The sequence below is a fragment of the Agrobacterium sp. P15N1-A genome (genome assembly GCF_044626815.1).
Taxonomy (GTDB): Bacteria; Pseudomonadota; Alphaproteobacteria; order Rhizobiales; family Rhizobiaceae; genus Agrobacterium; species Agrobacterium leguminum.
Genome location: NZ_JBIUPF010000002.1, coordinates 43366 through 69430, shown reverse-complemented (window position 1 = coordinate 69430; position 26065 = coordinate 43366). Strand labels below are relative to the sequence as shown.

General features: G+C 60.7%; 24 protein-coding genes. 15 read left to right on the top strand and 9 right to left on the bottom strand.

The features are described 5' to 3' along the window. Positions 1–20: 20 nt before the first annotated feature. The 11 genes from ACIK7D_RS08195 (at position 21) to ACIK7D_RS08145 (ending at position 11083) form a co-directional block, all read left to right on the top strand. On the top strand, positions 21–1577 hold the full coding sequence (locus ACIK7D_RS08195; protein WP_262535503.1) for an ABC transporter ATP-binding protein: 1557 nt from the start codon (positions 21–23) through the stop codon (positions 1575–1577). Then, on the top strand, positions 1567–2658 hold the full coding sequence (locus tag ACIK7D_RS08190; protein ID WP_400156053.1) for an ABC transporter permease: 1092 nt from the start codon (positions 1567–1569) through the stop codon (positions 2656–2658). Before ACIK7D_RS08195 ends, ACIK7D_RS08190 begins: the two co-directional genes overlap by 11 nt. After that, a complete protein-coding gene (locus ACIK7D_RS08185; RefSeq protein WP_170985897.1) occupies positions 2658–3578 on the top strand; it encodes an ABC transporter permease in 921 nt (306 codons plus the stop codon). The genes ACIK7D_RS08190 and ACIK7D_RS08185 overlap by 1 nt, the downstream gene beginning before the upstream one ends. A 35-nt stretch (positions 3579–3613) precedes the next feature. Further along, on the top strand, positions 3614–4687 hold the full coding sequence (locus ACIK7D_RS08180) for a BMP family ABC transporter substrate-binding protein (protein WP_400156052.1): 1074 nt from the start codon (positions 3614–3616) through the stop codon (positions 4685–4687). Positions 4688–4898: 211 nt separating this feature from the next. After that, complete coding sequence (locus ACIK7D_RS08175) at positions 4899–5636, top strand: FadR/GntR family transcriptional regulator (protein WP_003523438.1); 738 nt, start codon at positions 4899–4901, stop codon at positions 5634–5636. A 223-nt stretch (positions 5637–5859) separates the two neighbouring features. After that, the gene (gene glmU / locus ACIK7D_RS08170; RefSeq protein WP_137453093.1) at positions 5860–7221 is read left to right on the top strand and encodes a bifunctional UDP-N-acetylglucosamine diphosphorylase/glucosamine-1-phosphate N-acetyltransferase GlmU; all 1362 of its coding nucleotides are present in this window, start codon (positions 5860–5862) and stop codon (positions 7219–7221) included. Positions 7222–7425: 204 nt separating this feature from the next. Beyond that, positions 7426–9252 (top strand): glutamine--fructose-6-phosphate transaminase (isomerizing), encoded by a 1827-nt coding sequence (gene glmS, locus ACIK7D_RS08165; protein WP_400156051.1) that lies wholly within the window; start codon positions 7426–7428, stop codon positions 9250–9252. Further along, on the top strand, positions 9249–9752 hold the full coding sequence (locus ACIK7D_RS08160; RefSeq protein WP_080816803.1) for a GNAT family N-acetyltransferase: 504 nt from the start codon (positions 9249–9251) through the stop codon (positions 9750–9752). Before glmS ends, ACIK7D_RS08160 begins: the two co-directional genes overlap by 4 nt. A gap of 13 nt (positions 9753–9765) precedes the next feature. Next, a complete protein-coding gene (locus ACIK7D_RS08155; RefSeq protein ID WP_059760288.1) occupies positions 9766–10434 on the top strand; it encodes a DUF502 domain-containing protein in 669 nt (222 codons plus the stop codon). A gap of 116 nt (positions 10435–10550) precedes the next feature. Then, positions 10551–10796 (top strand): CopG family ribbon-helix-helix protein, encoded by a 246-nt coding sequence (locus ACIK7D_RS08150; RefSeq protein ID WP_080818693.1) that lies wholly within the window; start codon positions 10551–10553, stop codon positions 10794–10796. Then, positions 10793–11083, top strand: coding sequence for a type II toxin-antitoxin system RelE/ParE family toxin (locus ACIK7D_RS08145; RefSeq protein WP_127756970.1), 291 nt, complete (start codon positions 10793–10795; stop codon positions 11081–11083). Before ACIK7D_RS08150 ends, ACIK7D_RS08145 begins: the two co-directional genes overlap by 4 nt. 24 nt (positions 11084–11107) lie before the next feature. On the opposite strand, the gene ACIK7D_RS08140 is transcribed toward ACIK7D_RS08145, so the two are convergent. Continuing rightward, a complete protein-coding gene (locus tag ACIK7D_RS08140) occupies positions 11108–11380 on the bottom strand; it encodes a hypothetical protein (RefSeq protein WP_262532952.1) in 273 nt (90 codons plus the stop codon). A 12-nt stretch (positions 11381–11392) separates the two neighbouring features. Further along, positions 11393–13501: an ATP-dependent DNA helicase RecG gene (gene recG / locus ACIK7D_RS08135; protein WP_400156050.1), complete on the bottom strand. Its 2109-nt coding sequence runs from the start codon at positions 13499–13501 to the stop codon at positions 11393–11395. A 189-nt stretch (positions 13502–13690) separates the two neighbouring features. On the opposite strand from recG, the gene ACIK7D_RS08130 reads away from it, so the two are divergent. The 3 genes from ACIK7D_RS08130 (at position 13691) to ACIK7D_RS08120 (ending at position 18080) form a co-directional block, all read left to right on the top strand. Beyond that, positions 13691–14002, top strand: a complete 312-nt coding sequence (locus tag ACIK7D_RS08130; RefSeq protein ID WP_065115898.1) for a succinate dehydrogenase assembly factor 2 — start codon at positions 13691–13693, stop codon at positions 14000–14002. Positions 14003–14006: 4 nt separating this feature from the next. Next, the gene (gene mfd / locus ACIK7D_RS08125; protein ID WP_400156049.1) at positions 14007–17504 is read left to right on the top strand and encodes a transcription-repair coupling factor; all 3498 of its coding nucleotides are present in this window, start codon (positions 14007–14009) and stop codon (positions 17502–17504) included. A gap of 231 nt (positions 17505–17735) precedes the next feature. Next, a complete protein-coding gene (locus ACIK7D_RS08120; RefSeq protein WP_400156048.1) occupies positions 17736–18080 on the top strand; it encodes a hypothetical protein in 345 nt (114 codons plus the stop codon). Between the two features lie 58 nt (positions 18081–18138). Here ACIK7D_RS08120 and ACIK7D_RS08115 read toward each other — a convergent pair whose 3' ends face one another. The 3 genes from ACIK7D_RS08115 to ACIK7D_RS08105 are packed head-to-tail and all read right to left on the bottom strand — an operon-like array spanning position 18139 to position 21684. After that, entirely contained in the window at positions 18139–19071 is a 933-nt protein-coding gene (locus ACIK7D_RS08115; RefSeq protein ID WP_137453098.1) for a DMT family transporter, read from the bottom strand. A gap of 51 nt (positions 19072–19122) precedes the next feature. Next, positions 19123–19791 (bottom strand): DsbA family oxidoreductase, encoded by a 669-nt coding sequence (locus tag ACIK7D_RS08110; protein WP_262532943.1) that lies wholly within the window; start codon positions 19789–19791, stop codon positions 19123–19125. Positions 19792–19836: 45 nt separating this feature from the next. Continuing rightward, complete coding sequence (locus ACIK7D_RS08105; protein WP_269314790.1) at positions 19837–21684, bottom strand: extracellular solute-binding protein; 1848 nt, start codon at positions 21682–21684, stop codon at positions 19837–19839. 307 nt (positions 21685–21991) lie between these two features. Between ACIK7D_RS08105 and ACIK7D_RS08100 the strand changes: the two genes are divergently transcribed. Continuing rightward, positions 21992–22648, top strand: a complete 657-nt coding sequence (locus tag ACIK7D_RS08100; RefSeq protein WP_003523420.1) for an invasion associated locus B family protein — start codon at positions 21992–21994, stop codon at positions 22646–22648. Positions 22649–22740: 92 nt separating this feature from the next. Here the strand turns inward: ACIK7D_RS08100 and hspQ are convergent, their stop codons facing one another. The 4 genes from hspQ to ACIK7D_RS08080 all read right to left on the bottom strand — a co-directional run bounded on the left by hspQ (position 22741) and on the right by ACIK7D_RS08080 (position 25995). Further along, positions 22741–23070 carry a heat shock protein HspQ gene (gene hspQ, locus ACIK7D_RS08095; RefSeq protein WP_003523419.1) on the bottom strand — a complete coding sequence of 110 codons (330 nt, stop codon included), beginning with the start codon at positions 23068–23070 and terminating at the stop codon, positions 22741–22743. Between the two features lie 89 nt (positions 23071–23159). Beyond that, a complete protein-coding gene (locus ACIK7D_RS08090) occupies positions 23160–24080 on the bottom strand; it encodes a DMT family transporter (protein ID WP_137003661.1) in 921 nt (306 codons plus the stop codon). 95 nt (positions 24081–24175) lie between these two features. Then, entirely contained in the window at positions 24176–25585 is a 1410-nt protein-coding gene (glnA, locus tag ACIK7D_RS08085; protein ID WP_003523416.1) for a type I glutamate--ammonia ligase, read from the bottom strand. 71 nt (positions 25586–25656) lie between these two features. Continuing rightward, complete coding sequence (locus ACIK7D_RS08080) at positions 25657–25995, bottom strand: P-II family nitrogen regulator (RefSeq protein ID WP_003515720.1); 339 nt, start codon at positions 25993–25995, stop codon at positions 25657–25659. Positions 25996–26065 lie beyond the last annotated feature (70 nt).

Here is a 26065-nt window from a genome sequence, read left to right as displayed (position 1 = left end):
GGGAACTCGTGACTGGAACTTTGGCGCCGGAGGCCGTGCCTCTCCTGTCCGTTCGCAAGCTGACCAAGCTGTTCGGCAATTTCGCCGCCTGCAACGGCATCGATCTCGATATTGCGCCGGGCGAAATCCACGCGCTTCTGGGTGAAAACGGCGCGGGCAAATCCACGCTCGTCAAGATGCTGTTCGGCGTTCTCGCACCGACCGAGGGCGATATTATCTGGCAGGGCCAGCCGGTTTCCGTAGGCTCGCCAAGCGAGGCCCGCAGGCTCGGCATCGGCATGGTCTTCCAGCATTTTTCGCTGTTTGAGGCGCTGACGGTTGCTGAGAACATCGCCCTGTCGCTCGATCCGAAAATTTCCTTGAAGGAAATCGCCGGGCAAGCGGAAACGCTGTCGCGCGCCTATGGTCTGCCGCTCGATCCCAATGCGCATGTGGCCGATCTTTCGGTCGGCGAGCGCCAGCGCATCGAAATCGTCCGAGCGCTTCTACAGAATCCGCGCCTCATCATTCTCGACGAGCCGACCTCGGTGCTGACGCCGCAGGAGGCTGACAAGCTGTTCGAGACGCTGGAGAAGCTGAAGGCCGAAGGCCGTTCCGTGCTTTATATCAGCCATCGCCTCGAAGAGGTGCAGCGCATCTGCGACCGCGCCACCGTTCTGCGTCACGGCAAGGTGACGGGCGCCTGCGATCCGCGCAGGGAAACGCCGGCATCGCTGGCGCGCATGATGGTCGGCAGCGATGTCGCAAGCGTTTCGCGCGCAACGGGCGAGGCGCTGGGTGCGCCGCAGATCGAGGTCATGGGGCTTTCGGTCGCGCCGCGCACGCCTTTTGCCGTGGCGCTGAAATCGATCTCCATGACCGTGCGCGCCGGCGAGGTGCTGGCGATTGCCGGCGTTGCCGGAAACGGGCAGGGCGAGCTGTTCGATGCGCTTTCGGGCGAATATCCGGTCTATAATAACGATGCGATCCATCTGCGCGGCAAGCCGGTCGGCCGTATCGGCATCAATGGCCGTCGGCTGATGGGTGCGGGTTTCGTGCCCGAAGAGCGGCATGGCCACGCCGCCGTTCCCGGCATGAGCCTTTCCGACAATCTGCTGCTGGCGCGGGCGCGCTCCGACCGCAAGGCGTTTCTGACCGGCGGTTTCCTGCGCATCGTGCGTGGCTCAGTCATCAAGGCGGCGGCGCGGCGTATTTCGGAAACGATGGATGTGCGCAAAAGCGGGGCCGATCCGCTGGCCGGGTCGCTGTCCGGCGGCAACCTGCAGAAATTCATCGTCGGGCGCGAGCTTGACCGCCAGCCTGCCGTGCTGGTGGTCAACCAGCCGACCTGGGGCGTGGATGCGGGTGCGGCGAGCCGCATTCGCCAGGCGCTGGTCGATCTTGCCAAGGCGGGCTCGGCGGTCATCGTCATCAGCCAGGATCTCGATGAAATCTTCGAAGTCGCCACCAATATCGCTGTTATTTCCGACGGCAAGCTGTCAGAGACCCATCCCGTGGAAGACATGACGCTTGAAAAGATCGGCCTGTTGATGGGCGGCATCCACACACATTCGGGAGCCGCCCAGCATGCGCATTGAGCTTGAAAAACGGGCAGGGGTCTCGAGGCTTTTCACTCTTCTTTCGCCGCTTCTGGCGCTCACGCTGACGCTGCTCGTCGGCGCCATCATGTTTGCCATGCTCGGCAAGAACCCGCTGGACGCGCTTTACGCCTTTTTCGTAGAGCCGCTGCTGGAAGTCTGGTCGCTGCACGAGCTGGCGATCAAGGCCGCACCGCTGATCCTGATCGGTGTCGGCCTGTCGATCTGTTATCGCTCCAATAACTGGAACATCGGCGCGGAGGGGCAATTCACCATCGGCGCGATCACCGGCTCCATTCTGCCGGTGCTTTATCCCGACTGGCATTCGCCGCTGCTTTTGCCTTTGATGCTGGTGATGGGCGCCGTGGGCGGCGCGCTTTATGCGGGTATTCCCGCACTTTTGAAGACGAAGTTCAACACCAACGAAATCCTCGTCAGCCTGATGCTGGTCTATGTTGCGCAGCTTTTCCTCGACTGGCTGACGCGCGGCATCTGGCGCGATCCGGGCGGCTACAACTTCCCGCAGACCAAGCCCTTCAACGACAGCGCCGTTCTGCCGGAAATGCTGGCCTCGGGCCGGGCGCATTGGGGTTTCGTTTTCGCCATCGTCGCGGCCATCGCGCTGTGGTTCATGATGCGCTACATGCTGAAGGGCTTCGAGGTCACCGTGCTCGGGCAATCGGCGCGGGCGGGGCGCTTCGCCGGTTTTTCCTCCAGTCGCATGGTGTGGTTTTCGCTGCTGCTTTCCGGCGCGCTGACGGGGCTTGCGGGCATATCGGAGGCTTCCGGTTCCATCGGCCATCTCCAGCCCAGCATTTCGCCGGGTTACGGCTTTACCGCCATCATCGTCGCCTTTCTCGGCCGTCTCAATCCGCTCGGCATCATCCTTTCCGGGCTGGTGCTGGCGCTGACCTATCTCGGCGGCGAGGCGGCGCAGCTTTCGATTGGCGTCTCGGACAAGGTGACGCGCGTGTTTCAGGGGCTGATGCTGTTCTTCGTTCTCTCCTGCGACACGCTGATCTTCTATCGCATCAGGGTCGTCTTTTCCGGCAAGGCGCATCGTAAAGAAGGAGCGGCATGATGGATATGCTTCAGGCCATTCTTCTCACCGTCATCACCGCCGCCACGCCGCTCGTCATCGCCGCTTCCGGCGAGCTGGTGACGGAGCGCTCAGGCGTCCTCAATCTCGGTGTCGAGGGCATGATGATCATGGGTGCGGTCTGCGCTTTCGCGGCCGCGCATATGACCGGGTCTCCCTATCTCGGCATTCTGGCCGGCATTGCCTCGGGTGCGGTTTTCTCGCTGCTCTTCGGTTTCCTGACGCTGACGCTCGTTACCAATCAGGTGGCGACGGGCCTTGCGCTCACCATTCTCGGCCTCGGCGTCTCGGGCATGCTGGGTGAAAGTTTCGTCGGCCTGCCGGGTGTGAAACTGCAGCCCATCGTCTTTCCGCTGCTGTCGGACATTCCCTTCTTCGGTCCGCTGCTGTTCCGGCAGGATTTGATCTTCTACCTCTCCATCGCGCTTGTCGCCGGCATTGGCTGGTTTCTGTTCAAGAGCCGCACGGGCCTCAAAATCCGCGCCATCGGCGACAGTCACGCTTCGGCCCATGCGCTCGGCATCAATGTCATCCGCACCCGTTATCTCGCCGTCATGTTTGGCGGCGCCTGTGCGGGTCTTGCCGGTGCGCAGCTGTCGCTGGTCTATACGCCGCAATGGGTGGAAAACATGTCGGCCGGGCGCGGCTGGATTGCGCTGGCGCTCGTCGTCTTCGCGTCCTGGCGCCCATGGCGGGTGCTGGCGGGCGGTTACCTGTTCGGCGCCGTCACCATCGGCCAATTGCACGCGCAGGCCTTCGGCATCGGGGTACCGTCGCAACTGCTTTCGGCGCTGCCCTATCTCGCAACTATTGTCGTGCTGGTCATCATCTCGCATAATCGCCGCACGACCTTGATCAACACACCGGCATCGCTGGGTAAATCCTTCGTGCCGGACAGGTGAAGAAGTCACAAGTCTCCAAACCAACAGGGGTAAAAATGAAAAAACTGGTCATCGCACTCGCCGCTTCCGTTGCGGCTCTCGGCGGCGTCGTTTCCTCGGCGGAAGCCGCCGACGCCAAGAAGGTCTGCTTCATCTATGTCGGTTCAAAGACCGACGGCGGCTGGACGCAGGCGCACGATATCGGCCGTCAGGAACTGCAGGCGCATTTCGGCGACAAGATTGAAACGCCTTTCCTCGAAAGCGTTCCGGAAGGTCCGGATGCTGAGCGCGCCATCGAGCGCATGGCCCGCTCGGGTTGCGAACTGGTGTTCACCACTTCCTTCGGCTTCATGGATGCGACCGTGAAGGTGGCCCAGAAGTTCCCCAAGGTGAAGTTCGAACACGCCACCGGCTTCAAGACCGCCGAAAACGTCGCCACCTACAATTCGCGTTTCTATGAAGGCCGCTACATTCAGGGCCAGATCGCCGCGAAGATGTCGCAGAAGGGTCTCGCCGGTTACATCGCCTCCTTCCCCATCCCGGAAGTGGTGATGGGCATCGACGCCTTCGTGCTCGGCGCGCAGTCCGTCAATCCCGACTTCAAGGTCAAGGTCGTCTGGGCCAACACCTGGTTCGACCCCGGCAAGGAAGCCGATGCCGCCAAGGCGCTGATCGACCAGGGCGTCGACATTCTGACCCAGCACACCGACACCACCGCGCCGATGCAGGTTGCCGCAGAACGCGGCATCAAGGCCTTCGGTCAGGCTTCCGACATGATTGCGGCCGGTCCGAAGACGCAGCTTACCGCCATCAAGGATACCTGGGGCGCCTATTACATCAAGCGCACGCAGGCCCTTCTCGATGGTACCTGGAAGTCCGAATCGATCTGGGACGGCCTGAAGGACGGCATCCTGACCATGGCGCCCTATACCAACATGCCTGACGATGTGAAGAAGATGGCCGAGGACACCGAAGCCAAGATCAAGTCGGGCGAGTTGCACCCCTTCACCGGCCCGGTGAACAAGCAGGACGGTTCGGAATGGCTGAAGGCGGGTGAAAAGGCCGAGGACGGCGTTCTGCTCGGTCTCAACTTCTATGTCGCCGGTGTGGACGACAAGCTGCCGCAATAACGGGACTTTCCATTCCCGCTGATAACGGGCCGCACATGAAATTCATGTGCGGCCTTTGTTATTTTCATATGTTTTACGCCGTGGACGAAGTTTGCCTTTGCTTTTCAGGCGACTTGATGTTTTTCACTATATTCTGACTTGAGATATACACGTCTGGCGCGATTTTTAAGATCGCCAACCGAACGGAAGGACATGGCACTTGCAGCGCGGAATGCTCGATGCGGCGATAGGTTTTCGAAAGCTGCGGACAAATCATGCACAGGTCGTTCACAAGCTCGGTCTCGATATCGTGTCCGGCACCTTCAAGACGGGTGATATCCTGCCGGGCGATGCCGAGCTGATGGACCGGCTGAAAGTGTCGCGCACAGTGCTGCGCGAAGCGATGAAGACGCTGACCGCCAAGGGCATGATTTCCCCCAAGGCGCGTATCGGCACCCGGGTGACGGAGCGCGAAAGCTGGAACATGTTCGACAGCGAAGTGCTGCTCTGGCATTTCGAGGCGGGGGTCAGCGACGAGTTTTTGCTGCATCTTTACGATATCCGTCAGGCTTTCGAGCCCTATGGCGCGGGGCTTGCCGCCATCAGGGCAAAGGACGCCGACATAGCCAAGCTTGCCGCTTACGCCAACGAGATGGGCAATACGGCCTATTCCAAGGAAAAGCGCGCGCTTGCGGATATGAATTTCCATGTCCTCATCACCGAAATGTCCGGCAATCCGTTCATGCGCACCGTCGGTTCGCTGATAAAGGCGGCTCTGGTGGGCATTTTCCGGATGAGCAACCCGGAAACCGACCCCAATGAGATTTCCGACGTGTCGGCCTCCCACCTGCGGCTCGTGGAGGCGTTTCGCCTGCGCGACGAGGCCGCAGCGCGCCGCGAAATGGAAAGGCTGATCGAAAACGGCCGCCAGCAGGTGCTGGAATTCACTGCCCGCAACCCCCGGCGATAAATCACAACGCGGGAGCGGGATGCGATCCCGTTCCAATCACGTTTGATGAAAATCGGTGCGGAAATTTGGTGCAGATTTGCATGGTTTCTTAAGTGGGCCGCCGTTATAGCAATTCCGGAATGAAATTACCGATGCGCCCGTTCGTTTTGCCGGACGGCGTGAAGTCAAACATATGCCGTCGTCCTGGCCGCGCCGCGGCCGGTGACTGGGTGTTGGAGGTCTTATGGAGCGCAGCTCTCTAGCCGTTATTCTCGCAGCGGGCGACAGCACGCGCATGAAATCGTCGAAATCCAAGGTGCTGCATCCGGTCGCCGGGCGTCCGATGATCAGCCATGTGGTTGAGGCGGTGGCTGGATCCGGCGTCGGCACGGTGGCGCTGGTGGTCGGGCGCGATGCCGACAATGTCGCTGCGGCCGCAGGCATGAAGGGCCTTCAGGTCGAAGCTTTCCTGCAGACGGAGCGCAAGGGCACTGGCCATGCGGTTCTTGCCGCACGCGCGGCCATCGAACGCGGTTTTGACGATCTCATCGTTGCCTATGGCGATGTACCGCTCATCACTTCCGCAACGCTCGACCGGGCGCGTGAGGCGATTGCCGCCGGCGCCGATGTCGCCGTCATCGGTTTCCATACCGACCGCCCGACCGGTTACGGCCGGCTTCTGGTCAAGGATGGCGAACTTGTCGCTATCCGCGAGGAGAAGGACGCGACCGATGCGGAGCGTAAGGTTACCTGGTGCAATAGCGGATTGATGGCCATCAACGGTCGCAACGCGCTGGACCTGCTCGACCGGATCGGCAACAGCAATGTGAAGGGCGAATATTATCTGACCGATGTGGTCGAGATCGCCCGTTCCCTCGGCCGCCGCGCCGTCGCCATCGATGCGCCCGAAACGGAACTGGTCGGCTGCAACAATCGCGCCGAACTGGCCTTTATCGAGAAGCTCTGGCAGGAACGTCGCCGCCACGAATTGATGGTGGACGGCGTTTCGATGATTGCGCCCGAAACCGTCTTCCTCTCCTATGACACTAAGATCGGTCAGGACGTTTTGATCGAACCGAATGTCGTCATCGGTCCCGGTGTCACCATCGAGCCGGGCGCCGTCATCCATGCGTTTTCGCATCTGGAAGGGGCGCATGTCGCCGAAGGTGCGACTGTCGGCCCCTATGCGCGGCTGCGTCCGGGCGCGAACCTGCACGCCAATGCCAAGGTGGGCAATTTCTGCGAGGTCAAGAAGGCGGAGATCGGCGAGGGCGCCAAGGTCAACCATCTGACCTATATCGGCGATGCATTCATCGGCGCGGGCAGCAATATCGGCGCTGGCACCATCACCTGCAATTACGACGGCTACAACAAGGCCGAAACGCGGATCGGTGCGAACAGTTTTATTGGCTCGAACTCGTCCCTGGTCGCTCCTGTCACCATTGGAGAGGGGGCCTATATCGCCTCCGGCAGCGTGATTACCGACGATGTGCCTGATGATGCGCTGGCTTTTGGACGTGCTCGTCAGGAAGTAAAGCCGGGCCGGGCAACTGTGGTGCGCGAGCGGGCAAAGGCGCTGAAGGAAGCAAAGAAAAAGTCCTCTTGAGGGACGTTACCGAGCGATACCGAAAGTGACCGGCGGCGTAATTGCCGATTTCAGGGAAACGATTAAAGCATTTCCAGTAAAAGTGTGCAGCGGTTTTACGTCCGGAAATGCGTCAGAATAAAAACGTGGAGTATTTTTGCATTTCAGGGAAATGCGAAAATGCTCTGAAAGTTGCGGCGAAAAGATCGCCGTCTGGAGAAATATATGTGCGGAATTGTCGGAATTGTCGGAACCCAGCCCGTTGCTGAACGGCTTGTCGATGCGCTGAAGCGTCTCGAATATCGCGGTTACGATTCGGCGGGTGTCGCCACCATCGACAATGGCGCGATGGACCGTCGCCGGGCGGAAGGAAAGCTCTTCAACCTGGAGAAGAGACTTTCGGAAGAGCCGCTGCCGGGCGTGGTCGGCATCGCTCACACACGCTGGGCGACCCATGGCGTTCCGAACGAAACCAATGCCCATCCGCATTTCGTCGACGGCGTCGCCGTCGTGCATAATGGCATCATCGAAAACTTTGCCGAACTGCGTGAAGAGCTGACCGCCGGGGGCGCGAGCTTCACCACCCAGACCGATACCGAAGTGGTGGCGCAGCTTCTGGCGAAATATACCCGCGAGGGTCTCGGCCATCGCGAGGCGATGCTGAAGATGCTGAACCGCGTGACGGGCGCCTATGCGCTGGTCGTCATGTTCAAGGACGATCCCGGCACGCTGCTTTCGGCCCGTTCCGGCCCGCCGCTTGCCGTCGGTTACGGTCGGGGCGAAATGTTCCTCGGGTCCGACGCCATCGCGCTGTCGCCCTTCACCAACGAGATCACCTACCTGGTGGATGGCGATTGCGCCATCGTGACCCGGCAGGGTGCGGAAATCATCGATTTCTCCGGCAAACCGGTGAAGCGCGAGCGGCAGATTTCGCAGGCGACGGCCTATGTGGTCGACAAGGGCAACCATCGCCACTTCATGGAAAAGGAAATCTACGAGCAGCCGGAAGTCATTTCCCATGCGCTGAGCCACTATGTGGATTTCGCTTCCAAGACCGTGAAGCAGGCCGACACGGCCATCGACTTCGCCAAGCTTTCCGGCCTTGCCATTTCCGCCTGCGGTACGGCCTATCTGTCCGGCCTGATCGGCAAATACTGGTTCGAGCGTTATGCGCGTCTGCCGGTGGAAATCGATGTCGCCTCGGAATTCCGTTACCGTGAAATCCCGCTCGTTCCCACGCAGGCCGCACTGTTCATCTCGCAATCGGGCGAAACCGCCGATACGCTGGCGGCCCTGCGTTATTGCCAGCAGGAGGGGCTGAAGATCGGCGCGGTGGTCAACACGCGCGAATCCACCATGGCGCGCGAATCCGATGCGATCTTCCCGATCCTTGCCGGTCCGGAAATCGGCGTCGCCTCCACCAAGGCCTTCACCTGCCAGCTTGCAGTGCTCGCTTCGCTTGCCGTTGCCGCCGGAAAAGCGCGCGGTACGATCACGCCCCAGCAGGAAACCGAACTGGTTCGCCATCTCACCGAGATGCCGCGCATCATGAGCAAGGTTCTCAACAGCATCCAGCCGCAGATCGAAGCGCTGTCGCGCGATCTGTCGCGTTTCAAGGACGTGCTTTATCTCGGCCGCGGCACCAGCTTCCCGCTGGCGCTGGAAGGCGCGCTGAAGCTCAAGGAAATCTCCTATATCCACGCCGAAGGTTATGCCGCCGGCGAGCTGAAGCATGGGCCTATCGCACTGATCGACGAGAACATGCCGGTCATCGTCATCGCGCCGCATGACCGTTTCTTCGAAAAGACGGTGTCGAACATGCAGGAGGTCGCTGCGCGCGGCGGCCGCATCATCTTCATCACCGATGAGAAGGGGGCTGCCGCTTCCACGCTCGACACCATGGCGACGATCACGCTGCCCAATGTCGATGAGCTGATTGCGCCGATGGTCTTCTCGCTGCCGATCCAGCTGCTCGCTTATCACACCGCCGTCTTCATGGGCACGGATGTGGACCAGCCGCGCAATCTGGCGAAATCGGTAACGGTGGAATGATCGTCCGGCCTGAGCGGCAGGGCGATGAAGAGGCGATCGGAGCGCTGACGGAAGCGGCGTTCCGGGACATGCCCTTCAGCGACCAGACGGAACATCTGATCGTCGACAGGCTGCGCAAGGCAGGTGCGCTCACCATTTCTCTGGTGGCGGAGGAGGCCGGGGACATCGTTGGCCATGTCGCCTTTTCGCCGGCCACGATTTCCGGCGCGGAAGGCCGCTGGTTCGCGCTCGGGCCGATTTCGGTTTCTCCCGAAAGGCAAAGTCAGGGCATCGGGTCGCAGCTGGTGCATGAGGGACTTGCAATGCTGGAACGGCTTGGGGCTGCCGGCTGCGTTCTGGCCGGCAGTCCTGCCTATTACGGCCGGCTCGGATTCGAGCGTTTCGATGGCCTGCACAGTAATGGCATTCCTGACAAATATTTGTTGGCCTTGCGCTTGCATGGTGGAACTCCATCCGGCATTGTCGGTTTTCATCCGGGTTTCGATGGCGACAACGCTTAATTCCGAACGGTAAATGACCGATATTCCTGTCAAAATTTCATTCGCAGCCCGCCTGCGCAATAGTTTCCTCACGGGCGTTCTGATCCTCGCGCCCGTCACCATCACCATGTGGCTGGTGTGGAGTTTCCTGCAATGGGCCGATAGCTGGGTGAAGCCCTATATTCCGGCCCGTTACGATCCCGAGCAATATTTCGATGTGGCTATTCCCGGTTTCGGCCTGCTGATCGCCGTCATCGGCATCACCCTCATCGGTTTTCTCGGCAATAACCTCATCGGCAAATGGATTTTCGGCGTCGGCGAATCCATCCTCAACCGCATGCCGCTGGTGCGGCCGATCTACAAGAGCATCAAGCAGCTGTTCGAATCCGTCCTGAAGGAGCATTCGAACTCCTTCAAGAAGGTCGGCCTGATCGAGTTTCCGTCATCCGGCACCTGGGCGATGGTCTTCGTCGCCTCCGAGGCCAAGGGCGAGCTTGCCCATCGCTTTAACGAAATGGGCCAGCAGATGGTCGCCGTCTTCCTGCCGCCGACACCGGTGCCGACGGCCGGTTTCCTGCTGTTCGTGCCGAAAGACAAGATCGTGATGCTGGACATGACGCCGGAAGATGCGGCGAAACTGCTGATATCCGGCGGTCTGGTGGCCCCGGATTTCAAGCCGCCGAAGATGATTGCGCCGGTTTGAACGCATTCGCAAGGCGCTAGATTCCTTCTCCATTCTCACGGAGGGATGTAAAGCAATACGGTTGACGAACCAATGTGGTTCACCAATAATCATAGTGAACCAAGGAGGTTGCGATCATGACCGCATTCACGGTGCGTTTGCCGGACGAGGTTACCGACAAGCTCGATCAGCTTGCTGAGAAGCTTGAACGCTCGCGGTCCTACATGGCGGCGCGGGCGATTGAGGACTATGTTGCCCGTGAGGAGTGGCAGCTAGCCGAGATCGAGGCCGGTTTGGCGGAAGCGGATCGCGGCGAGTTTGGCACACCCGAAGATCTCGCAAACATTGTCGGAAAATACGTCAAGTCCGCCCGGCCGTCATGAGTGACCGGCGAATTCGTTGGACCTTACGGGCGCTGCGACGGCTCGATGAAATTGGTGTGCATATCGAAAAGGATAATCCAGCGGCTGCGGCACGGGTGATTTCCCGCATTGTCTCGGCCGTTGATATGTTGGTGGAGCAGCCAGCCATGGGGCGGGTCGGACGCATCAGAGGAACACGGGAAGCTGTGCTTCCCGACATTTCCTACATCATTGCCTATCGCGTGGGTGGGGATATCGAAATTTTGACGATCATCCACACATCGCAGCGGTGGCCTTCGGCGCTTTAGCCCAACAGTCTCCGGACTTCATGGTCAGTCCTCATCATCCAGATCATCCACTTCCGTGCCGGTGGTTGTCGCGTGGAAAACGGGAACGAAAAGCCGCATATAGACCAGCCGCACGCTCCAGCCTTCTTCCAGCGCCTGGCTCCACGCCTTCTTGCGTCCGGGCTTCTTGAACGCCTTGCCGATCGCCTTTTTTTCGCTCTTCGCGAATGTCTCGGGTTGCAGGATATTCTGCGGCGAGCACAGTGCATAACCTTTACGGAAGGCGGGTGGCGGGCGGCGCGGCTCGATCATGTTCATGGGCGTTCACTTTCAGCCGGCGTGCAGGAAGCGGATCGCTTCGTCGCGGCGGTGCAGGTAGAGCAGGGTGCGCAGCGCATTGCCGCGCGGGCCTGTCAGTTCGGGGTCGCGTTCGATGACGTAAGCCGCGTCCTTGCGGGCGATTTCCAGAAGATCGGCATGGGCCTCGAGGCTGGCGATGCGGAAGCCCGGCGTGCCGGACTGGCGGGTGCCGAGCAGCTCGCCTTCGCCGCGCAGCTTCAAATCCTCCTCGGCGATGAGGAAGCCATCCTCGCTGTCACGCAGAATGGAGAGCCGGGCACGGCCGTTTTCGCTGAGCGGGCCTTTATAGAGCAGGATGCAGGTGGAAGCCTCGTCGCCGCGGCCCACACGGCCGCGCAGCTGGTGAAGCTGGGCAAGGCCAAAACGTTCGGCATGTTCGATGACCATGATCGTCGCATCCGGTACGTCGACGCCGACTTCCACCACGGTCGTCGCCACCAGCAGCCGGGTTTCGCCATTCTTGAAGGCCAGCATGGAGGCGTCCTTCTCCGGGCCGCTCATACGCCCGTGGATCAGGCCGATATTGACGCCGAGCATTTGCGAGAGAACCGCATGCCGCTCCTCCGCCGACATTAGGTCGGATTCTTCCGTTTCCTCCACCAGCGGGCAGATCCAGTAGGCCTTCTTGCCCTCCTTCAGCGCCGCGCGCAGTCGCTCGACGATGTCGCCGATCCGCTCAGTGGGGATCGTCACGGTCTGGATGGGTTTGCGGCCGGCCGGCTTTTCGGTGAGCTTGGAGACATCCATGTCTCCGAAGGCGGCAAGAACCAGCGTGCGCGGAATGGGCGTGGCGGTCATGACCAGCATATGCGGCGTGATGCCCTTGGCGGTGAGGCGCAGGCGCTGGTGAACGCCGAAACGGTGTTGTTCATCCACCACGGCCAGCACAAGGTTCTTATAGGCGACGCTGTCCTGGAACAGCGCATGCGTGCCGATGACGATCTGCGCTTCGCCGGAAGCGATGCGCTCCTCGATCTCGCGGCGCTCCTTGCCCTTGGTGCGGCCGGTCAGCACTTCGACGGTGATGCCGGCTGCCTGAGCGAGTTTGGATATGGTGGCGTAATGCTGGCGGGCGAGGATTTCGGTCGGGGCCATCAGCACCGCCTGTCCGCCGGCCTCCACCGCCGTTGCCATGGCCATCAGCGCCACCAGAGTCTTGCCCGCCCCCACATCGCCCTGCAGCAGGCGTAACATGCGGTCTTCGCCGGCCATGTCGGTCAGGATATCTTTCACCGCAGCGCTCTGGCTTGCCGTCAGCGAGAAGGGCAATTGCGACAGGATTTTTGCGGCGATATCACCCTTGGCGCGGATCGGCTGGCCCGCCACCTTGCGCAGCCGCTGGCGCACCAACGCCAGTGATAATTGCCCGGCGAGGAATTCGTCATAGGCAAGCCGTCTGCGCGCCGGGGCCTGCGGCTCGATATCGGCGCTGTCGCGCGGGTCGTGCAATTCACGGAAGCTCGATGCCACGTCGCCGAAACCCTGCCGGGTCTTCAGCGTTTCATCGATCCATTCCGGAAAGACCGGCAGCTTCGACAGCCCGCCTTCAATGGCGCGGCGCAGCACCTTGGGCGATAGTCCGGCGGTCATGGGATAGACCGCTTCCACCAAAGGCAGGTTTTCCGCCTCGGAAAGCTTCACCATGAAATCCGGATGCACCATGGAGGCACGGCCGTTGAACCAGTCCACCTTGCCGCTGACGAGAACCTCTTCATCGACGGGCAGGGCCTTGGACAGCCAGTCGCCCTTGGCGCGGAAGAAGGTCAGCGCCAGTTCGCCGGTCTCGTCATGCAGGAAGACACGATAGGGCGCGTTGCGGTTTCCCGGCGGCGGCGGCGGCTGGTGGCGGTCGACGCGTCCCTGAATGGTGACAATGGCGCCGGGGCTGGCCAGCGCAATGCCGGGACGGTTGCGGCGGTCGATGACGTTGGATGGCGCGTGGAACAGGAGATCAATGACGCGGGTGTCGTCGGCGCTTTCCCGGCTCAAAAGCTTGGCCAGAAGATCGGCGAGCTTCGGCCCCACACCGGCAAGGGTGGAGACGGAGGCAAACAGCGGATCGAGAATGGCCGGGCGCATGGGTCAGCAAAATCAGGGAAGGGGGCGGCTTATGCAAGACTTCGCTGGTCACAAAGGCGGGTTATCACCGGCAGATTTTCACTGCCGTGGCATTATTTCGATAAAAACCGGTTCCCAAGCGTTCGCCTCCTGTTCTATAGGAGGTCGCAGTCAACATGCTGTTGAATAGCCAACCGAAAGGTGAATGCGATGACTGGACTGGTGCGCACGAGTGCCGACCTCGATCCGAGACGCCGGCGGATTCTTTACCGCTGCTGGCATCGGGGCATTCGCGAGATGGATCTGGTGCTCGGGCAATTCGCGGAAGACAATATTGCCGGGCTTTCCGATGACCAGCTCGACGAGCTTGAGATCATCATGGCGGAAGAGGATAACGACCTCGTCAAGATGGTGACCGGTGCCCTTGCCATACCGGAAAAATTCCAGACCCCGCTGTTCGAGAAGATCGCCTCCTACCGTCCCGATTTCGATCTCGTCACCACTGACACCCTGAAAGCGTGAGAATATGATAGCCGGATTCGATGCAAAGCTGGTGTCGTCGGCCGATACGCCGCTGACCATCGGAAACGTGCCTTCCGGCATGGAAGCCCTTTTGCTTGCCGATATGGCGCGGGCCGGCACGTCGGTCGCCTATGTGATGTCGGATGGCCAGCGGGTCGCCGATCTCGAGCAGATCCTCGGTTTCGTCGCGCCGGATATTCCGGTGATGACGCTGCCGGCCTGGGACTGCCTGCCCTATGACCGCGTGTCACCGAGCGCTGACACTTCGGCGCGCCGGCTGGCGGCGCTCTCCGGTCTCATCGCCCATGCGAAGAAACCGCATCCGGCCATCGTGCTGGTCACCGTCAACGCCATGCTGCAGAAGATGGCGCCGCGCGACATTATCGAAAGCCTCGGCTTTTCGGCCCGCCCCGGCAACCAGATCCGCATGGAAGAGATTGCCGCGCGGCTGGAGCGCAACGGTTTCGACCGGGTGGCGACGGTGCGCGAAGTGGGTGAATTCGCCGTGCGTGGCGGTATTCTCGATGTCTTCGTGCCGGGCACGGAAGAGCCGGTGCGGCTCGATTTCTTCGGCGATACGCTGGAAAGCATTCGCACCTTCGATCCTGCCAGCCAGCGCACCATCGGGCAGGCGCGCTCGCTCGATCTGAACCCGATGAGCGAAGTGACGCTGACGCCCGACACGATCAGCCGTTTCCGCAAGAATTACCTGTCGCTGTTCGGCGCGGCGACCCGCGACGATGCGCTTTATCAGGCCGTCTCCGAAGGCCGCCGTTATGCCGGCATGGAGCATTGGCTGCCGCTGTTTTACGAGCAGCTGGAGACCGCCTTCGATTATCTGAAGGATTTCCGCATCGTCACCGACCATACGGCGCGGGAGGCGGCGAAAGAGCGCTCCAAGCTGGTGCTCGATTATTACGATGCGCGCCGCAGCTCCGGCGAAACCAAGGGCTCGACGCAGGGTGCGCCCTACAAGCCGGTTTCGCCCGGCCAGCTCTATCTCGATGGAAAGAGCTTCGATGCCGCGCTTGCTGCCGTCAATGCGGTGCGTCTGACGCCTTTCAACGAGCAGGACAGCGAAGGCCGCCCGGTCGCCACGCTTGACGCCCATGTCGGGCCGCGCTGGGCGCGCCCGCCAACCGCGGGTGAGAGCGAAGAACGGGTCAATGTTTTCGATCTGGCGGTGAAGCACATTGCCGAGCGCCGCGCCAAGGGCTGGAAGGTGCTGATCACCGGCTGGTCGGAAGGTTCGCTCGACCGGTTGTTACAGGTGCTGAACGAGCACGGGCTTGAGAAGATCAAGCCGGTTACTTCGCTGAAAGAGGTGGAGAAGCTCGGCAAGGGCGAGGCGGCCTCGGCGGTTCTCAGCCTTGAGGCGGGTTTCGAAACCGGAATGCTGGCCGTTATCGGCGAGCAGGATATTCTCGGCGACCGCATGGTGCGCCGCTCCAAGCGTCGCAAACGCGGCGCGGATTTCATCTCGGAAGTGGCGGGGCTGGATGAGGGCTCGCTGGTCGTCCATGCCGAACATGGCATCGGCCGCTTCGTCGGCCTGCGGACCATCGAGGCGGCGGGTGCGCCGCGCGCCTGTCTCGAACTGCATTATGCCGATGACGCCAAGCTGTTCCTGCCCGTTGAAAACATCGATCTTCTGTCCCGTTACGGTTCGGATGCGGCGGAAGCGCAGCTGGACAAGCTTGGCGGCGGCGCATGGCAGATGCGCAAGGCCAAGCTCAAGAAACGCCTGCTGGACATGGCCGACGAGCTTATCCGCATTGCAGCCGCGCGTCTGGTGCGCCATGCGCCGGTGCTGACTGCGCCGGATGGGCTTTACGACGAATTCGCCGCCCGTTTCCCCTATGATGAGACGGAAGATCAGCTGAACGCGATTGAGTCCATCCGCGAGGATCTGGGCGCCGGCCGGCCGATGGATCGGCTCATCTGCGGCGATGTCGGTTTCGGCAAGACCGAGGTGGCGCTGCGCGCCGCGTTCCTCGCCGCCATGAACGGCGTGCAGGTGGCGGTCGTGGTGCCGACCACGCTGCTTTCCCGCCAGCATTTCCGCACCTTCTCGGAACGTTTCCGTGGGTTGCCGATCCGGGTGCAGCAGGCTTCGCGCCTCGTGGGCTCCAAGGAACTGACGCTTACGAAAAAGGAAGTGGCGGACGGCAAGACGGATATCGTCGTTGGTACCCATGCGCTGCTCGGCGCAGGCATCAGCTTCGCCAATCTCGGCCTGCTGATCATCGATGAAGAGCAGCATTTCGGGGTGAAGCACAAGGAGCGCCTGAAGGAGCTGAAGAGCGACGTGCATGTGCTGACGCTCTCTGCGACGCCCATTCCGCGCACCTTGCAGCTTGCCATGACAGGCGTGCGCGAACTATCGCTCATCACCACACCGCCGGTGGACCGCATGGCGGTGCGCACCTTCATCTCGCCCTTCGATCCGCTGGTGATCCGCGAGACGCTGATGCGCGAACACTATCGTGGCGGCCAGAGCTTCTATGTCTGCCCGCGTCTTGCCGATCTCGCCGATATCCACGCCTTCCTCCAATCCGATGTACCGGAGTTGAAGGTTGCGGTGGCGCACGGCCAGATGCCGGCGGGCGAACTCGAAGACATCATGAACGCCTTTTATGACGGCAAATATGATGTGCTGCTGTCGACCACCATCGTTGAATCCGGCCTCGACGTGCCGACCGCCAATACGCTGATCGTGCATCGCGCCGACATGTTCGGCCTCGCGCAGCTTTACCAGCTGCGTGGCCGTGTCGGCCGTTCCAAGGTGCGCGCCTTCGCGCTTTTCACCCTGCCGGTCAACAAGGTACTGACGACGATGGCGGAGCGGCGGCTGAAGGTGCTGCAATCGCTCGATACGCTGGGCGCCGGCTTCCAGCTTGCGAGCCACGACCTCGATATTCGCGGCGCGGGCAATCTGCTCGGCGAGGAACAGTCCGGCCATATCAAGGAAGTCGGCTTCGAGCTTTACCAGCAGATGCTGGAAGAGGCGGTTGCCGAAGTGAAGGGCGACGAGCAGGTGCAGGATAGCGGCTGGTCGCCGCAAATCTCGGTCGGCACCTCTGTCATGATCCCGGAGGATTATGTTCCCGATCTGCATCTGCGCATGGGTCTTTACCGCCGTCTCGGCGAGCTTGCGGATATCAGCGAGATCGATGGTTTCGGTGCGGAAATGATCGACCGTTTCGGCCCGCTGCCGAAAGAGGTGCAGCATCTCCTCAAGATCGTCTACATCAAGTCGCTCTGCCGCACCGCCAATGTCGAGAAGGTGGATGCCGGGCCGAAGGGCGTTGTCGTGCAGTTCCGCAACAAGGAATTCCCCAACCCGGCGGCGCTTGTGGGGTATATCGGCAAGCAGGGTTCCATGGCGAAAATCCGCCCCGATCACAGCCTGTTCCTCAACCGCGATCTGCCGACGCCGGAAAAGCGGCTGGCGGGTGCGGCGATGATCATGACGCAGCTGGCGGAACTGGCGCGGTCGTAGATTGGGGGCGTTGGGGCCCATTGAGAGTTTTCCGAAGGGGGGTAAGCCTCACCCACCCTCGGCCTGCTAACAAATGGCCAATCCTCGAAAAACCCAACCCCTAAGCCTCCGCGAAAATTACCACGATGTAACGAAACGGACATGCGCCGGTAGTCTTCACCGGCGTAGTCTCAGCTCCATACGCGGTGCGGCGGATCGGTAGATGCCGCCGGGTGATGAAGGAGCAGGACGATGTGGACCAATATCAACAGGTTTGCCACCGCTGGTCTGGTTGCCTTGACAATTGCGGGCACCACAATTGCCACCACCAGCCAGGCGGAAGCGCGCAATAATTTCGGCCGCGGCCTTGCCGCCGGCATTGCCGGCACGATCATTGGCGGAGCGCTGATTGCGGGTGCAAGACATCCCGGCTACGCTTATGGCCCCGCATATTACGCGCCCGCCTACGGTCCACCCGTTTATGCTGCACCGGCCTACGCCCCGCCGGTTGTTTACCAGCCGGTCTATCCGCGCTGCCACGTGGCGTGGAGGCAGAACGCCTGGGGCGATATGTATCGGGTCAGGGTTTGTGATTGATCGAATGCCATGCCGGCGACGCGAATACGCGTTGCCGGTTCTTCGCATTCGTTAGGCTTCAGCGCCCGTCTTCCGGCGTGATGCCGACGGCCACGTTCTGATCGGTGGCGGCGATCGAGGCGGGCAGCGGCACTTTTCTCTGTTTCTCGCGGATCAGCGTCAGCAGGCCGGAGCCGACGATGAGGGCGATGCCGACCAGCATCCATCCGTCGATACGGTCGCCGAAAATCAGGTAACCGAACAGGATGGCCCAGAGCATCTGGCTATATTGCGTTGGGCCGATCATGGCGGCGGGCGCATATTGGGCGGCATACATGACCAGTACGTTGCCAAGCGCGCCGAGCAGACCATATCCCGCCAGCAGCAGCCATTGCTCGCCGGCTGGCATAATGAAGGTCGGCACCATGGCGATGCCGCTTATGGTGAGACAGCCGAGCACACCAGCCCCATAAAGCGAGACGTTCTTTTCCGACGGTCCCATGGCGCGGAAGATGACGATGCTGAGCGCACCGCTGAAGCCGCCGATGATGGCGCCGAGGTGGCCGACGCCCAGGTCGCGGAAGCCCGGCCGCAGGATGACCAGCACGCCGAGGAAACCGATGATGACGGCCGACCAGCGCTTGATGCCCACCTGTTCCTTCAGGAACACCACCGACATGATGGTGACGAAGGAAGGGAGCAGGAAGATCAACGCGAAGGCTTCCGCCATGGAAAGATGGGTGAAAGCGGTCACGCTGCCGACTGCGCCGGTGCCGGCGGCAAAAAAGCGGATGATCCATAAAGGGCGGTTCGTCGTTCTGACGATATCCACCCAGCGGTCGTTGCGCTTGCGGATGAAGGGCAGGGCGGCAAAGCCGAAAAGGGCGCCGAAGAAGGCCGATTCGATCGGCGAAATCTGGCCTTCTATGAGTTTAACGCTTGCATCGCTCCAGGCGTAGGCAGCGAAGGCGGCAAAGGCGAGCAGAATGCCTTTCAGGGTCTGGTCGGACACGGAAACACCGGCGAAAAATCGAGTTGATGAAAACCGCCGGCGGTTTGACCGTCAGTTCATCGATCTATGCTCGTCCGCCTTGATTTTTGCAATATCCCGCAGTGCAGCAATCAATACATCCGGCGTTTGTGCACCGCTAATGGCGTATTTCTGGTCGATGATGAAGAAGGGCACGCCGGCGACGCCCATTTGCTGCGCCGCATCAATTTCGGCAACGACGGTATCTTTGTCGGCGTCCGAGGCCAGAAGCCGCGCCACGACCTTGGCGTCCATGCCGGATTTTTCGGCCACATCGGTCAGCACCGCGTGATCGCCGATGTTGCGCCCTTCCTCGAAATTGGCCTTGAACAGGGCGGTGACGACTTTTTCCTGAACGTCGCGGCCTTCGGAATGCGCCCAGAGAGACAGTCGATGGGCGTCGAGCGTGTTCGGGCCGATCTTGATCGCATCGAAATCGTAATTGATGCCCACTTCCCTGCCGAGCTGCACCAGCGTGGCATGCGCCTGTTCCAGGCGTTCCTTGCCGAGCTTTTCCTCGAGAGCGGCTTTCTGGTCGACGCCTTCAGGCGGATAATCCGGGTTGAGGCGGTAAGGACGCCAGTTCACGTCGACGCTGATTTCGTCCTGCACCTCGGCAATGGCGAGATCGAGCCTTGCCTTGCCGAGATAACACCACGGGCAGACCATATCCGATACGACGTCGATAACGATGCGTTCCATGGTTTTATCTTCCCTTTTCTCTGCCGGGGATGGGTGCGGTACGGTTTATTGCGCCCGCGCATCCCACCAGGTCTGTTTCTGATTGCCGGATATCGGCGTCATATCCGGGCGGTCGATATATTTCCAGCGGGCCACCCATTGCGCGCCGATGTAATAGAGCGGAATGACATAGTGGCCGGCAACGAGAAGGCGGTCGTAACCGCGCACCGCCGCCTGAAAATCCTCCGTCGACCTTGCCTGCAGCAGGGCCTCGATCATGCGGTCTATATCGGGATTTGCAGCGCCCGCATAGTTGAAGCTGCCCTGCGCATCCCGCGAGAGCGAACTCCAGCGGTTGAGCTGTTCCATCCCCGGCGAAAGCGAGGAGGGCAGGGAGCGGATGATCATATCATAGTCGAAGCTGTTGGAGCGGGCCTGATATTGCCCGTCATCGACCGAGCGGATGCCCATGGCGACGCCGATCAGGTTGAGCGAACGCTGATAGGCGAGCGCGATGCGCTCCTGCGCCGGGTTCTGGGTCATGATTTCGAAGGCAAGCTGACGGCCGTTGGCGTCGGACATCCTGCCGTTCTTGATGCTGTAGCCAGCCTCTTTCAGCTTGTCGACGGCCATTTTCAGAACCTTGCGGTCTGCGCCGGTGCTATCGGTGGTCGGCATGGCATAGGTTCCCGCCAGCAGTTCCGGCGGCATGGTTTTCGCCGCGTCGCCAAGCAGGGCAAGCTCGCGCTCGTCTGCGGCATTGCCATAGGCGCCGAGCGGGGAGTTCTGCCAGTAACTCTGTGTGCGCTTGAAGGAGCCGCCGAGGATGTTCTTGTTCATCCATTCGAAATCGAGCGCATAGGACAGGCCTTCGCGCACCTTTTCGTCGGCGAAGACGGCGCGGCGGGTGTTGAAAACGAGGCCGAACATGCCGGTGGGCAGGCGCGGCTGGAAGACGTCCTTGACGATATCGCCGCGATGGACGGCCGGGAAATTGTAAGCCTGTCCCCAGTGGGAGGTATCGGAAGTGCCGTTGATGGCGTCGCCTTCAGGGTAAATGTCGATATCGCCCTTCTTGAAGGCCTCGAACATGGTGGTGACCTGAAGGAAATAGGTGACGCTGATCTCGTCGTAATTGTCGAAGCCGACCTTGCCCGGAGTATCCTTGCCCCAATAATCCGGGTTCCGCTCCCAGATGATTCGTTCGCCCGGCCGCAGGGTTTTGATTCGGTATGGACCCGAGCCGACGACCGGGCCGAGGCCCGCCTGCTCGAATTTTTCCGGATCGATCGCATGTTTCGGGAGAATCGGGGTGGAGGAGGCGAGAATGAGCGGCGTTTCGCGGTTCGCCTTGTCATTGAAGGTGAAACGCACGCTGCGATCGCCGATCTTTTCCAGCTTCGCCACGCCGTCCAGACGGGTGTTGAAGGGCGGGCGGCCTTTTTCCTTCAGGAGGTTGAAGGTGAAGATGACGTCATCTGCGGTCACCGGCTCGCCGTCGGACCATTTTGCCTTCGGGTTGAGGTTGAACTGGACGAAGCTGCGTTCCTCATCCCACTCCGCGGTTTCGGCCAGCAGGCCGTAAAGGCTGAAAGGCTCGTCGCTGGAGCGCAGCATCAGCGGTTCGTAGAGAAGATTGCCGAATTCCGGGTCCCAGACACCGCGTGCGGTGGTGCGCATTCCCTTGAGAACGAAGGGATTGAGGCTGTCGAAGGTGCCGACGACGCCATAGGAGATGCGGCCGCCTTTCTTCACGTCGGGATTGACGTAAGGGAGGTGGCGGAAATCTGCCGGCAGGGCGGGGGTGCCATGCATGGAAATGCCGTGAAGCGGCTGTGCCAGGGCGGTTCCGGCGGGAAGCAGGGATGATCCCAGAAGGAACAATGCGGGGATGAGGGCCGCAAGGTTGCGCATGTCACTATCCTGTCTCAACGGTCAGTCCGATATGTGGACCTGACCGGTTTATCGTCATGATTCTGGCAGATATGTAGCACACGGACATTGCATGACCCATGCAACGGCGGGAAATCTTGGGTCAGCTCAAGAAAAAGTTAAAGAAGTGCTGGATATCGCCGCGATCGGCATGTAACAGGGGGACCGGAAGAGACGGGTCACGCATTTGCCTCATTTAAACGACAGTTGAACGGGCAGAAGGATACCGCCATCGGCGAACAGGATCTTGCGGTTCTGTTCTGGCAGACATTCAGGAGACGGAACTCTTATGATGCACAAGGCAAACACATTCACTCGGACGGCTCTGTCCGCTCTGGTCCTTTCTCTCGGCGCAATGTCCGCTCCGGCCATCTCGCAGGCACAGGATGCTGCTCCCGCCGCCCAGGGCGCCGGCGCTCCGCCGCTCGGCTGGTTCAAGACCTGCTCCAAGCAGGAAGACAACGATGTCTGCGTCGTGCAGAACGTGGTTCTTGCCCAGAACGGCCAGATGATCACCGCCGTCGGCCTCATCACCGTTGAAGGCAAGGTCAACCGCAAGCTGCTGCAGGTCTCCGTTCCGACCGCGCGTCTCGTTCCTCCGGGCGTGATGATGCAGATCGACGGCGGCAAGGGCCAGAAGCTCGATTACGCCGTTTGCCTTCCCGACAAGTGCACGGCCGAAGTGCCGCTGACGGACGCCATGATCGCTTCCCTGAAGAAGGGTAGCGAGGTGGTCTTCACCTCCATCAACTTCCGCCGCGCGCCGAACCCCATCAAGATCGCACTCTCCGGCTTCACCGGCGCCTATGACGGCCCGGCGATCACCCAGTCGCAGCTTGCCGAAAGCCAGCGCAGCCTGCAGGAAGGCATGCAGAAGAAGGCTGAAGAAGCCCGCAAGAAGCTGGAAGCCGCACAGGACGCTGCCAAGGGCGCGCCGAAGCCCTGATTACAGCGTAAGCTCCAAAAACAGGAAAACCGGTCTGGCGACAGACCGGTTTTTTTATGCCCCTGGGAGGGAGGGAAGAAATTTGGCGGGCGTCAATGCGCCGTCGACATTTTCGGGCGCCATTCGCCGTTCGGCGCCTTGTCGAAGATGCGGCCGATATTGGGGTTTCTAAGCGGCGTCTCGTTTTCGTCGTGGACGAGGTTCTGTTCGGAAACATAGGCGACATATTCCGTCTCCTCGTTTTCGGCCAGAAGATGATAGAAGGGCTGGTCGCGATCCGGCCTGATTTCCGCAGGGATGGCGTTCCACCATTCCTCGGTATTGGCATATTCCGGGTCCACGTCGATCACCACACCGCGGAACGGAAACACCTTGTGGCGGACGATTTCGCCAAGCGTGAATTTTGCGTTTCTTTGTTTCATGGCATGTACTTCCTTTCCCACTAATAGTTGGGGGCGGAATGCGAAATATCAAGGGCTAGGGGGTATCCCGCCCAATTGCCGTTCTTCGCTCAGGCCCTTCGGCCGATTGGCGCGGTGGCGATGACCACACCGCCGGTGACCAGCACGATGCCGATGGCGTGATAGGTCTCGAAGCTCTCCCCAAGGAAAAACGTTGCCATGATGATCGAGACCGGCGGCATCATATAAAGCGTGATGCCGGCTGTGGCCGGGCCGAAAACGCGCACCGTATGGGTGAAGCAATAAAAGGCCAGCAGCGAGGCGAAAAGAATGATGCCACCGATCTTCGCCCAGGCCATCGGCGTGGCCGGCAGCATTCCGCCCTGCACCAGTTCGAGGGCTGCTGGCGGCAGCAGCACCAGCGCGCCGGACAGCGCAATCAGGCCGAAAAGGCTGAAGGAGGCCATCTGCCGTGCTTCCGGATCGCGCAGCAGCAGCGAATAGATCGCAAAGGCGATGGCCGCAGTCAGTATGGCGAAATCGCCGATGTTGAAATTCATGTGCCAGAGAGCGGACATATCACCCTTGAGCACGATGGCCGCCACGCCGGCAAAGGCGATGACCATGCCCGCGACTTCGAGCTTTCTGATGCGGCGGCCCTGGAAGATGCGCTGGAACAGGATGATGAACAGCGAGGACGTGGTGTAGATCAGCGTGCCGTTGGCGGCCGTCGTCATGGTCAGCCCCCAATAGACCACGCCGCCGCAGATGCCCATGCCGAGAATGCCGAGAACGAGCCACAGCAGCGTTTTGTGGCGCAGGAACGCCAGGCAGTTGCGCCAGTCGGCGATCATGAAAGGTGCGATGATGAGGGTCGAGCCGATCCAGCGGATGAAGGCGGCGATGAAGGGTGAGACCTCACCGACGACGCCGCGACCGAAAATGACGTTGCTGGAGAAAAAGAACGGCACAGCCAGAAAGATGAGCCAGTCCGTAAGGCGGGTTTGCTGAGAGGCTGGCTTGTTCGACATCGTTCGCGATATGGCTGGGCTTCAAAAGAAAACGGCGGCCTCCGGAGAGGCCGCCAGACTGGAGTGGACACCCTGCAGAGCGTCCGGATTACGACTTAGGCCGAGTAGTACATGTCGAATTCGACCGGATGCGGGGTCATTTCGAAACGCATGACTTCCTGCATCTTCAGCTCGATGAACGAGTCGATCTGGTCGTCGTCGAATACGCCGCCGGCGGTCAGGAACTTGCGATCCTTGTCGAGGCTTTCCAGCGCTTCGCGCAGCGAGCCGCAGACGGTCGGGATCTTCTTCAGTTCCTTGGCGGGAAGGTCGTAAAGGTCCTTGTCCATCGGCTTGCCGGGGTGGATCTTGTTCTTGATGCCGTCGAGGCCGGCCATCAGCATGGCCGCAAAACCGAGATAGGGGTTCTGGGTCGGGTCCGGGAAGCGGACTTCGACGCGCTTTGCCTTCGGGTTGGAGCCGAAGGGAATACGGCAGGAGGCGGAACGGTTGCGCGCGGAGTAGGCGAGCAGAACCGGCGCTTCATAACCCGGCACCAGACGCTTGTAGGAGTTGGTGGTGGGGTTGGTGAAGGCGTTGATCGCCTTGGCATGCTTGATGATGCCGCCGATGTAATAGAGGCAGGTCTCGGAGAGGCCGGCATATTCGTCGCCTGCGAAGGTCGGCTTGCCGCCCTTCCAGATCGACTGGTGAACGTGCATGCCCGAGCCGTTGTCGCCGAAGATCGGCTTCGGCATGAAGGTTGCCGTCTTGCCATAGGCATTGGCGACCTGGTGCACGACGTACTTGTAGATCTGCATCTTGTCGGCGCTGGATACCAGCGTGTCGAACTTCACACCCAGCTCGTGCTGTGCGGCAGCCACTTCGTGGTGGTGCTTTTCAACAACGACGCCCATTTCGGCCAGAACCGTCAGCATTTCGGAGCGCATGTCCTGCAGGCTGTCGATCGGCGGAACCGGGAAGTAGCCGCCCTTGACGCGCGGACGATGGCCGAGGTTGCCGGTCTCGTAATCCGTGTCGTCGTTGGACGGCAGTTCGGACGAATCCAGCTTGAAACCGGTATTGTAGGGGTCTGCCTTGTACTTCACGTCGTCGAAGACAAAGAATTCAGGCTCGGGGCCGACAAAAACGGTGTCGCCGATGCCGGATGCCTTGAGGTAGGCTTCGGCCTTCTTGGCGGTGCCGCGCGGGTCGCGGTTATAGGCTTCGCCCGAGACCGGGTCGAGAATGTCGCAAAGGACGACCAGGGTGGACTGGGCGAAGAACGGGTCGATGTGGGCGGTAGCCGGATCGGGCATCAGCACCATGTCGGACTCGTTGATGGCCTTCCAGCCGGCGATCGAGGAGCCGTCGAACATGACGCCATCGGCGAACATGTCTTCGTCCACACAGACAACATCCATGGTGACGTGCTGCAGCTTGCCCTTGGGGTCGGTAAAGCGCAGGTCCACGAACTTGATGTCGTTATCCTTGATCTGCTTCAAGATATCGTTTGCGGTCGTCATTTAAACGTTTTCCTTGAGTGTGATGATGACGAGGTGAAAACCCAAGCCTCCCCGGCTCGGGACGTTCTTGATTATATGGCGTCCACGCCTGTTTCACCGGTACGGATGCGGATGACTTCCTCGACATTGGAAACGAAAATCTTTCCGTCGCCGATACGTCCTGTCTGCGCCGCATTGCGGATCGCCTCGATGACGGCTTCCGCATTCTCATCCGCCAATACGACTTCGACTTTCACTTTCGGCAAAAAGTCCACGACGTACTCCGCTCCGCGGTAGAGTTCCGTGTGGCCCTTCTGACGACCAAAGCCTTTTGCTTCCGTGACCGTGATTCCCTGAAGTCCGACTTCCTGAAGGGCTTCCTTCACTTCATCGAGCTTGAAAGGCTTAATGATCGCTTCGATCTTTTTCATGAGAAAATATCTCTCCGCTTCTCCCGTTAAAGCAGGTAACTCCCGCTCTGCCACAAGAATGCACGTATTG

Excerpts from the sequence above, each read along its gene's own strand:
- ACIK7D_RS08190 (WP_400156053.1), top strand. The coding sequence starts at position 1,567 with ATGCGCATTGAGCTTGAAAAACGGGCAGGGGTCTCGAGGCTTTTCACT.
- ACIK7D_RS08185 (WP_170985897.1), top strand. The coding sequence starts at position 2,658 with ATGGATATGCTTCAGGCCATTCTTCTCACCGTCATCACCGCCGCCACG.
- ACIK7D_RS08180 (WP_400156052.1), top strand. The coding sequence starts at position 3,614 with ATGAAAAAACTGGTCATCGCACTCGCCGCTTCCGTTGCGGCTCTCGGC.
- ACIK7D_RS08175 (WP_003523438.1), top strand. The coding sequence starts at position 4,899 with ATGCTCGATGCGGCGATAGGTTTTCGAAAGCTGCGGACAAATCATGCA.
- glmU (WP_137453093.1), top strand. The coding sequence starts at position 5,860 with ATGGAGCGCAGCTCTCTAGCCGTTATTCTCGCAGCGGGCGACAGCACG.
- glmS (WP_400156051.1), top strand. The coding sequence starts at position 7,426 with ATGTGCGGAATTGTCGGAATTGTCGGAACCCAGCCCGTTGCTGAACGG.
- ACIK7D_RS08160 (WP_080816803.1), top strand. The coding sequence starts at position 9,249 with ATGATCGTCCGGCCTGAGCGGCAGGGCGATGAAGAGGCGATCGGAGCG.
- ACIK7D_RS08155 (WP_059760288.1), top strand. The coding sequence starts at position 9,766 with ATGACCGATATTCCTGTCAAAATTTCATTCGCAGCCCGCCTGCGCAAT.
- ACIK7D_RS08150 (WP_080818693.1), top strand. The coding sequence starts at position 10,551 with ATGACCGCATTCACGGTGCGTTTGCCGGACGAGGTTACCGACAAGCTC.
- ACIK7D_RS08145 (WP_127756970.1), top strand. The coding sequence starts at position 10,793 with ATGAGTGACCGGCGAATTCGTTGGACCTTACGGGCGCTGCGACGGCTC.
- ACIK7D_RS08140 (WP_262532952.1), bottom strand. The coding sequence starts at position 11,380 with ATGAACATGATCGAGCCGCGCCGCCCGCCACCCGCCTTCCGTAAAGGT.
- recG (WP_400156050.1), bottom strand. The coding sequence starts at position 13,501 with ATGCGCCCGGCCATTCTCGATCCGCTGTTTGCCTCCGTCTCCACCCTT.
- ACIK7D_RS08130 (WP_065115898.1), top strand. The coding sequence starts at position 13,691 with ATGACTGGACTGGTGCGCACGAGTGCCGACCTCGATCCGAGACGCCGG.
- mfd (WP_400156049.1), top strand. The coding sequence starts at position 14,007 with ATGATAGCCGGATTCGATGCAAAGCTGGTGTCGTCGGCCGATACGCCG.
- ACIK7D_RS08120 (WP_400156048.1), top strand. The coding sequence starts at position 17,736 with ATGTGGACCAATATCAACAGGTTTGCCACCGCTGGTCTGGTTGCCTTG.
- ACIK7D_RS08110 (WP_262532943.1), bottom strand. The coding sequence starts at position 19,791 with ATGGAACGCATCGTTATCGACGTCGTATCGGATATGGTCTGCCCGTGG.
- ACIK7D_RS08105 (WP_269314790.1), bottom strand. The coding sequence starts at position 21,684 with ATGCGCAACCTTGCGGCCCTCATCCCCGCATTGTTCCTTCTGGGATCA.
- ACIK7D_RS08100 (WP_003523420.1), top strand. The coding sequence starts at position 21,992 with ATGATGCACAAGGCAAACACATTCACTCGGACGGCTCTGTCCGCTCTG.
- hspQ (WP_003523419.1), bottom strand. The coding sequence starts at position 23,070 with ATGAAACAAAGAAACGCAAAATTCACGCTTGGCGAAATCGTCCGCCAC.
- ACIK7D_RS08090 (WP_137003661.1), bottom strand. The coding sequence starts at position 24,080 with ATGTCGAACAAGCCAGCCTCTCAGCAAACCCGCCTTACGGACTGGCTC.
- glnA (WP_003523416.1), bottom strand. The coding sequence starts at position 25,585 with ATGACGACCGCAAACGATATCTTGAAGCAGATCAAGGATAACGACATC.
- ACIK7D_RS08080 (WP_003515720.1), bottom strand. The coding sequence starts at position 25,995 with ATGAAAAAGATCGAAGCGATCATTAAGCCTTTCAAGCTCGATGAAGTG.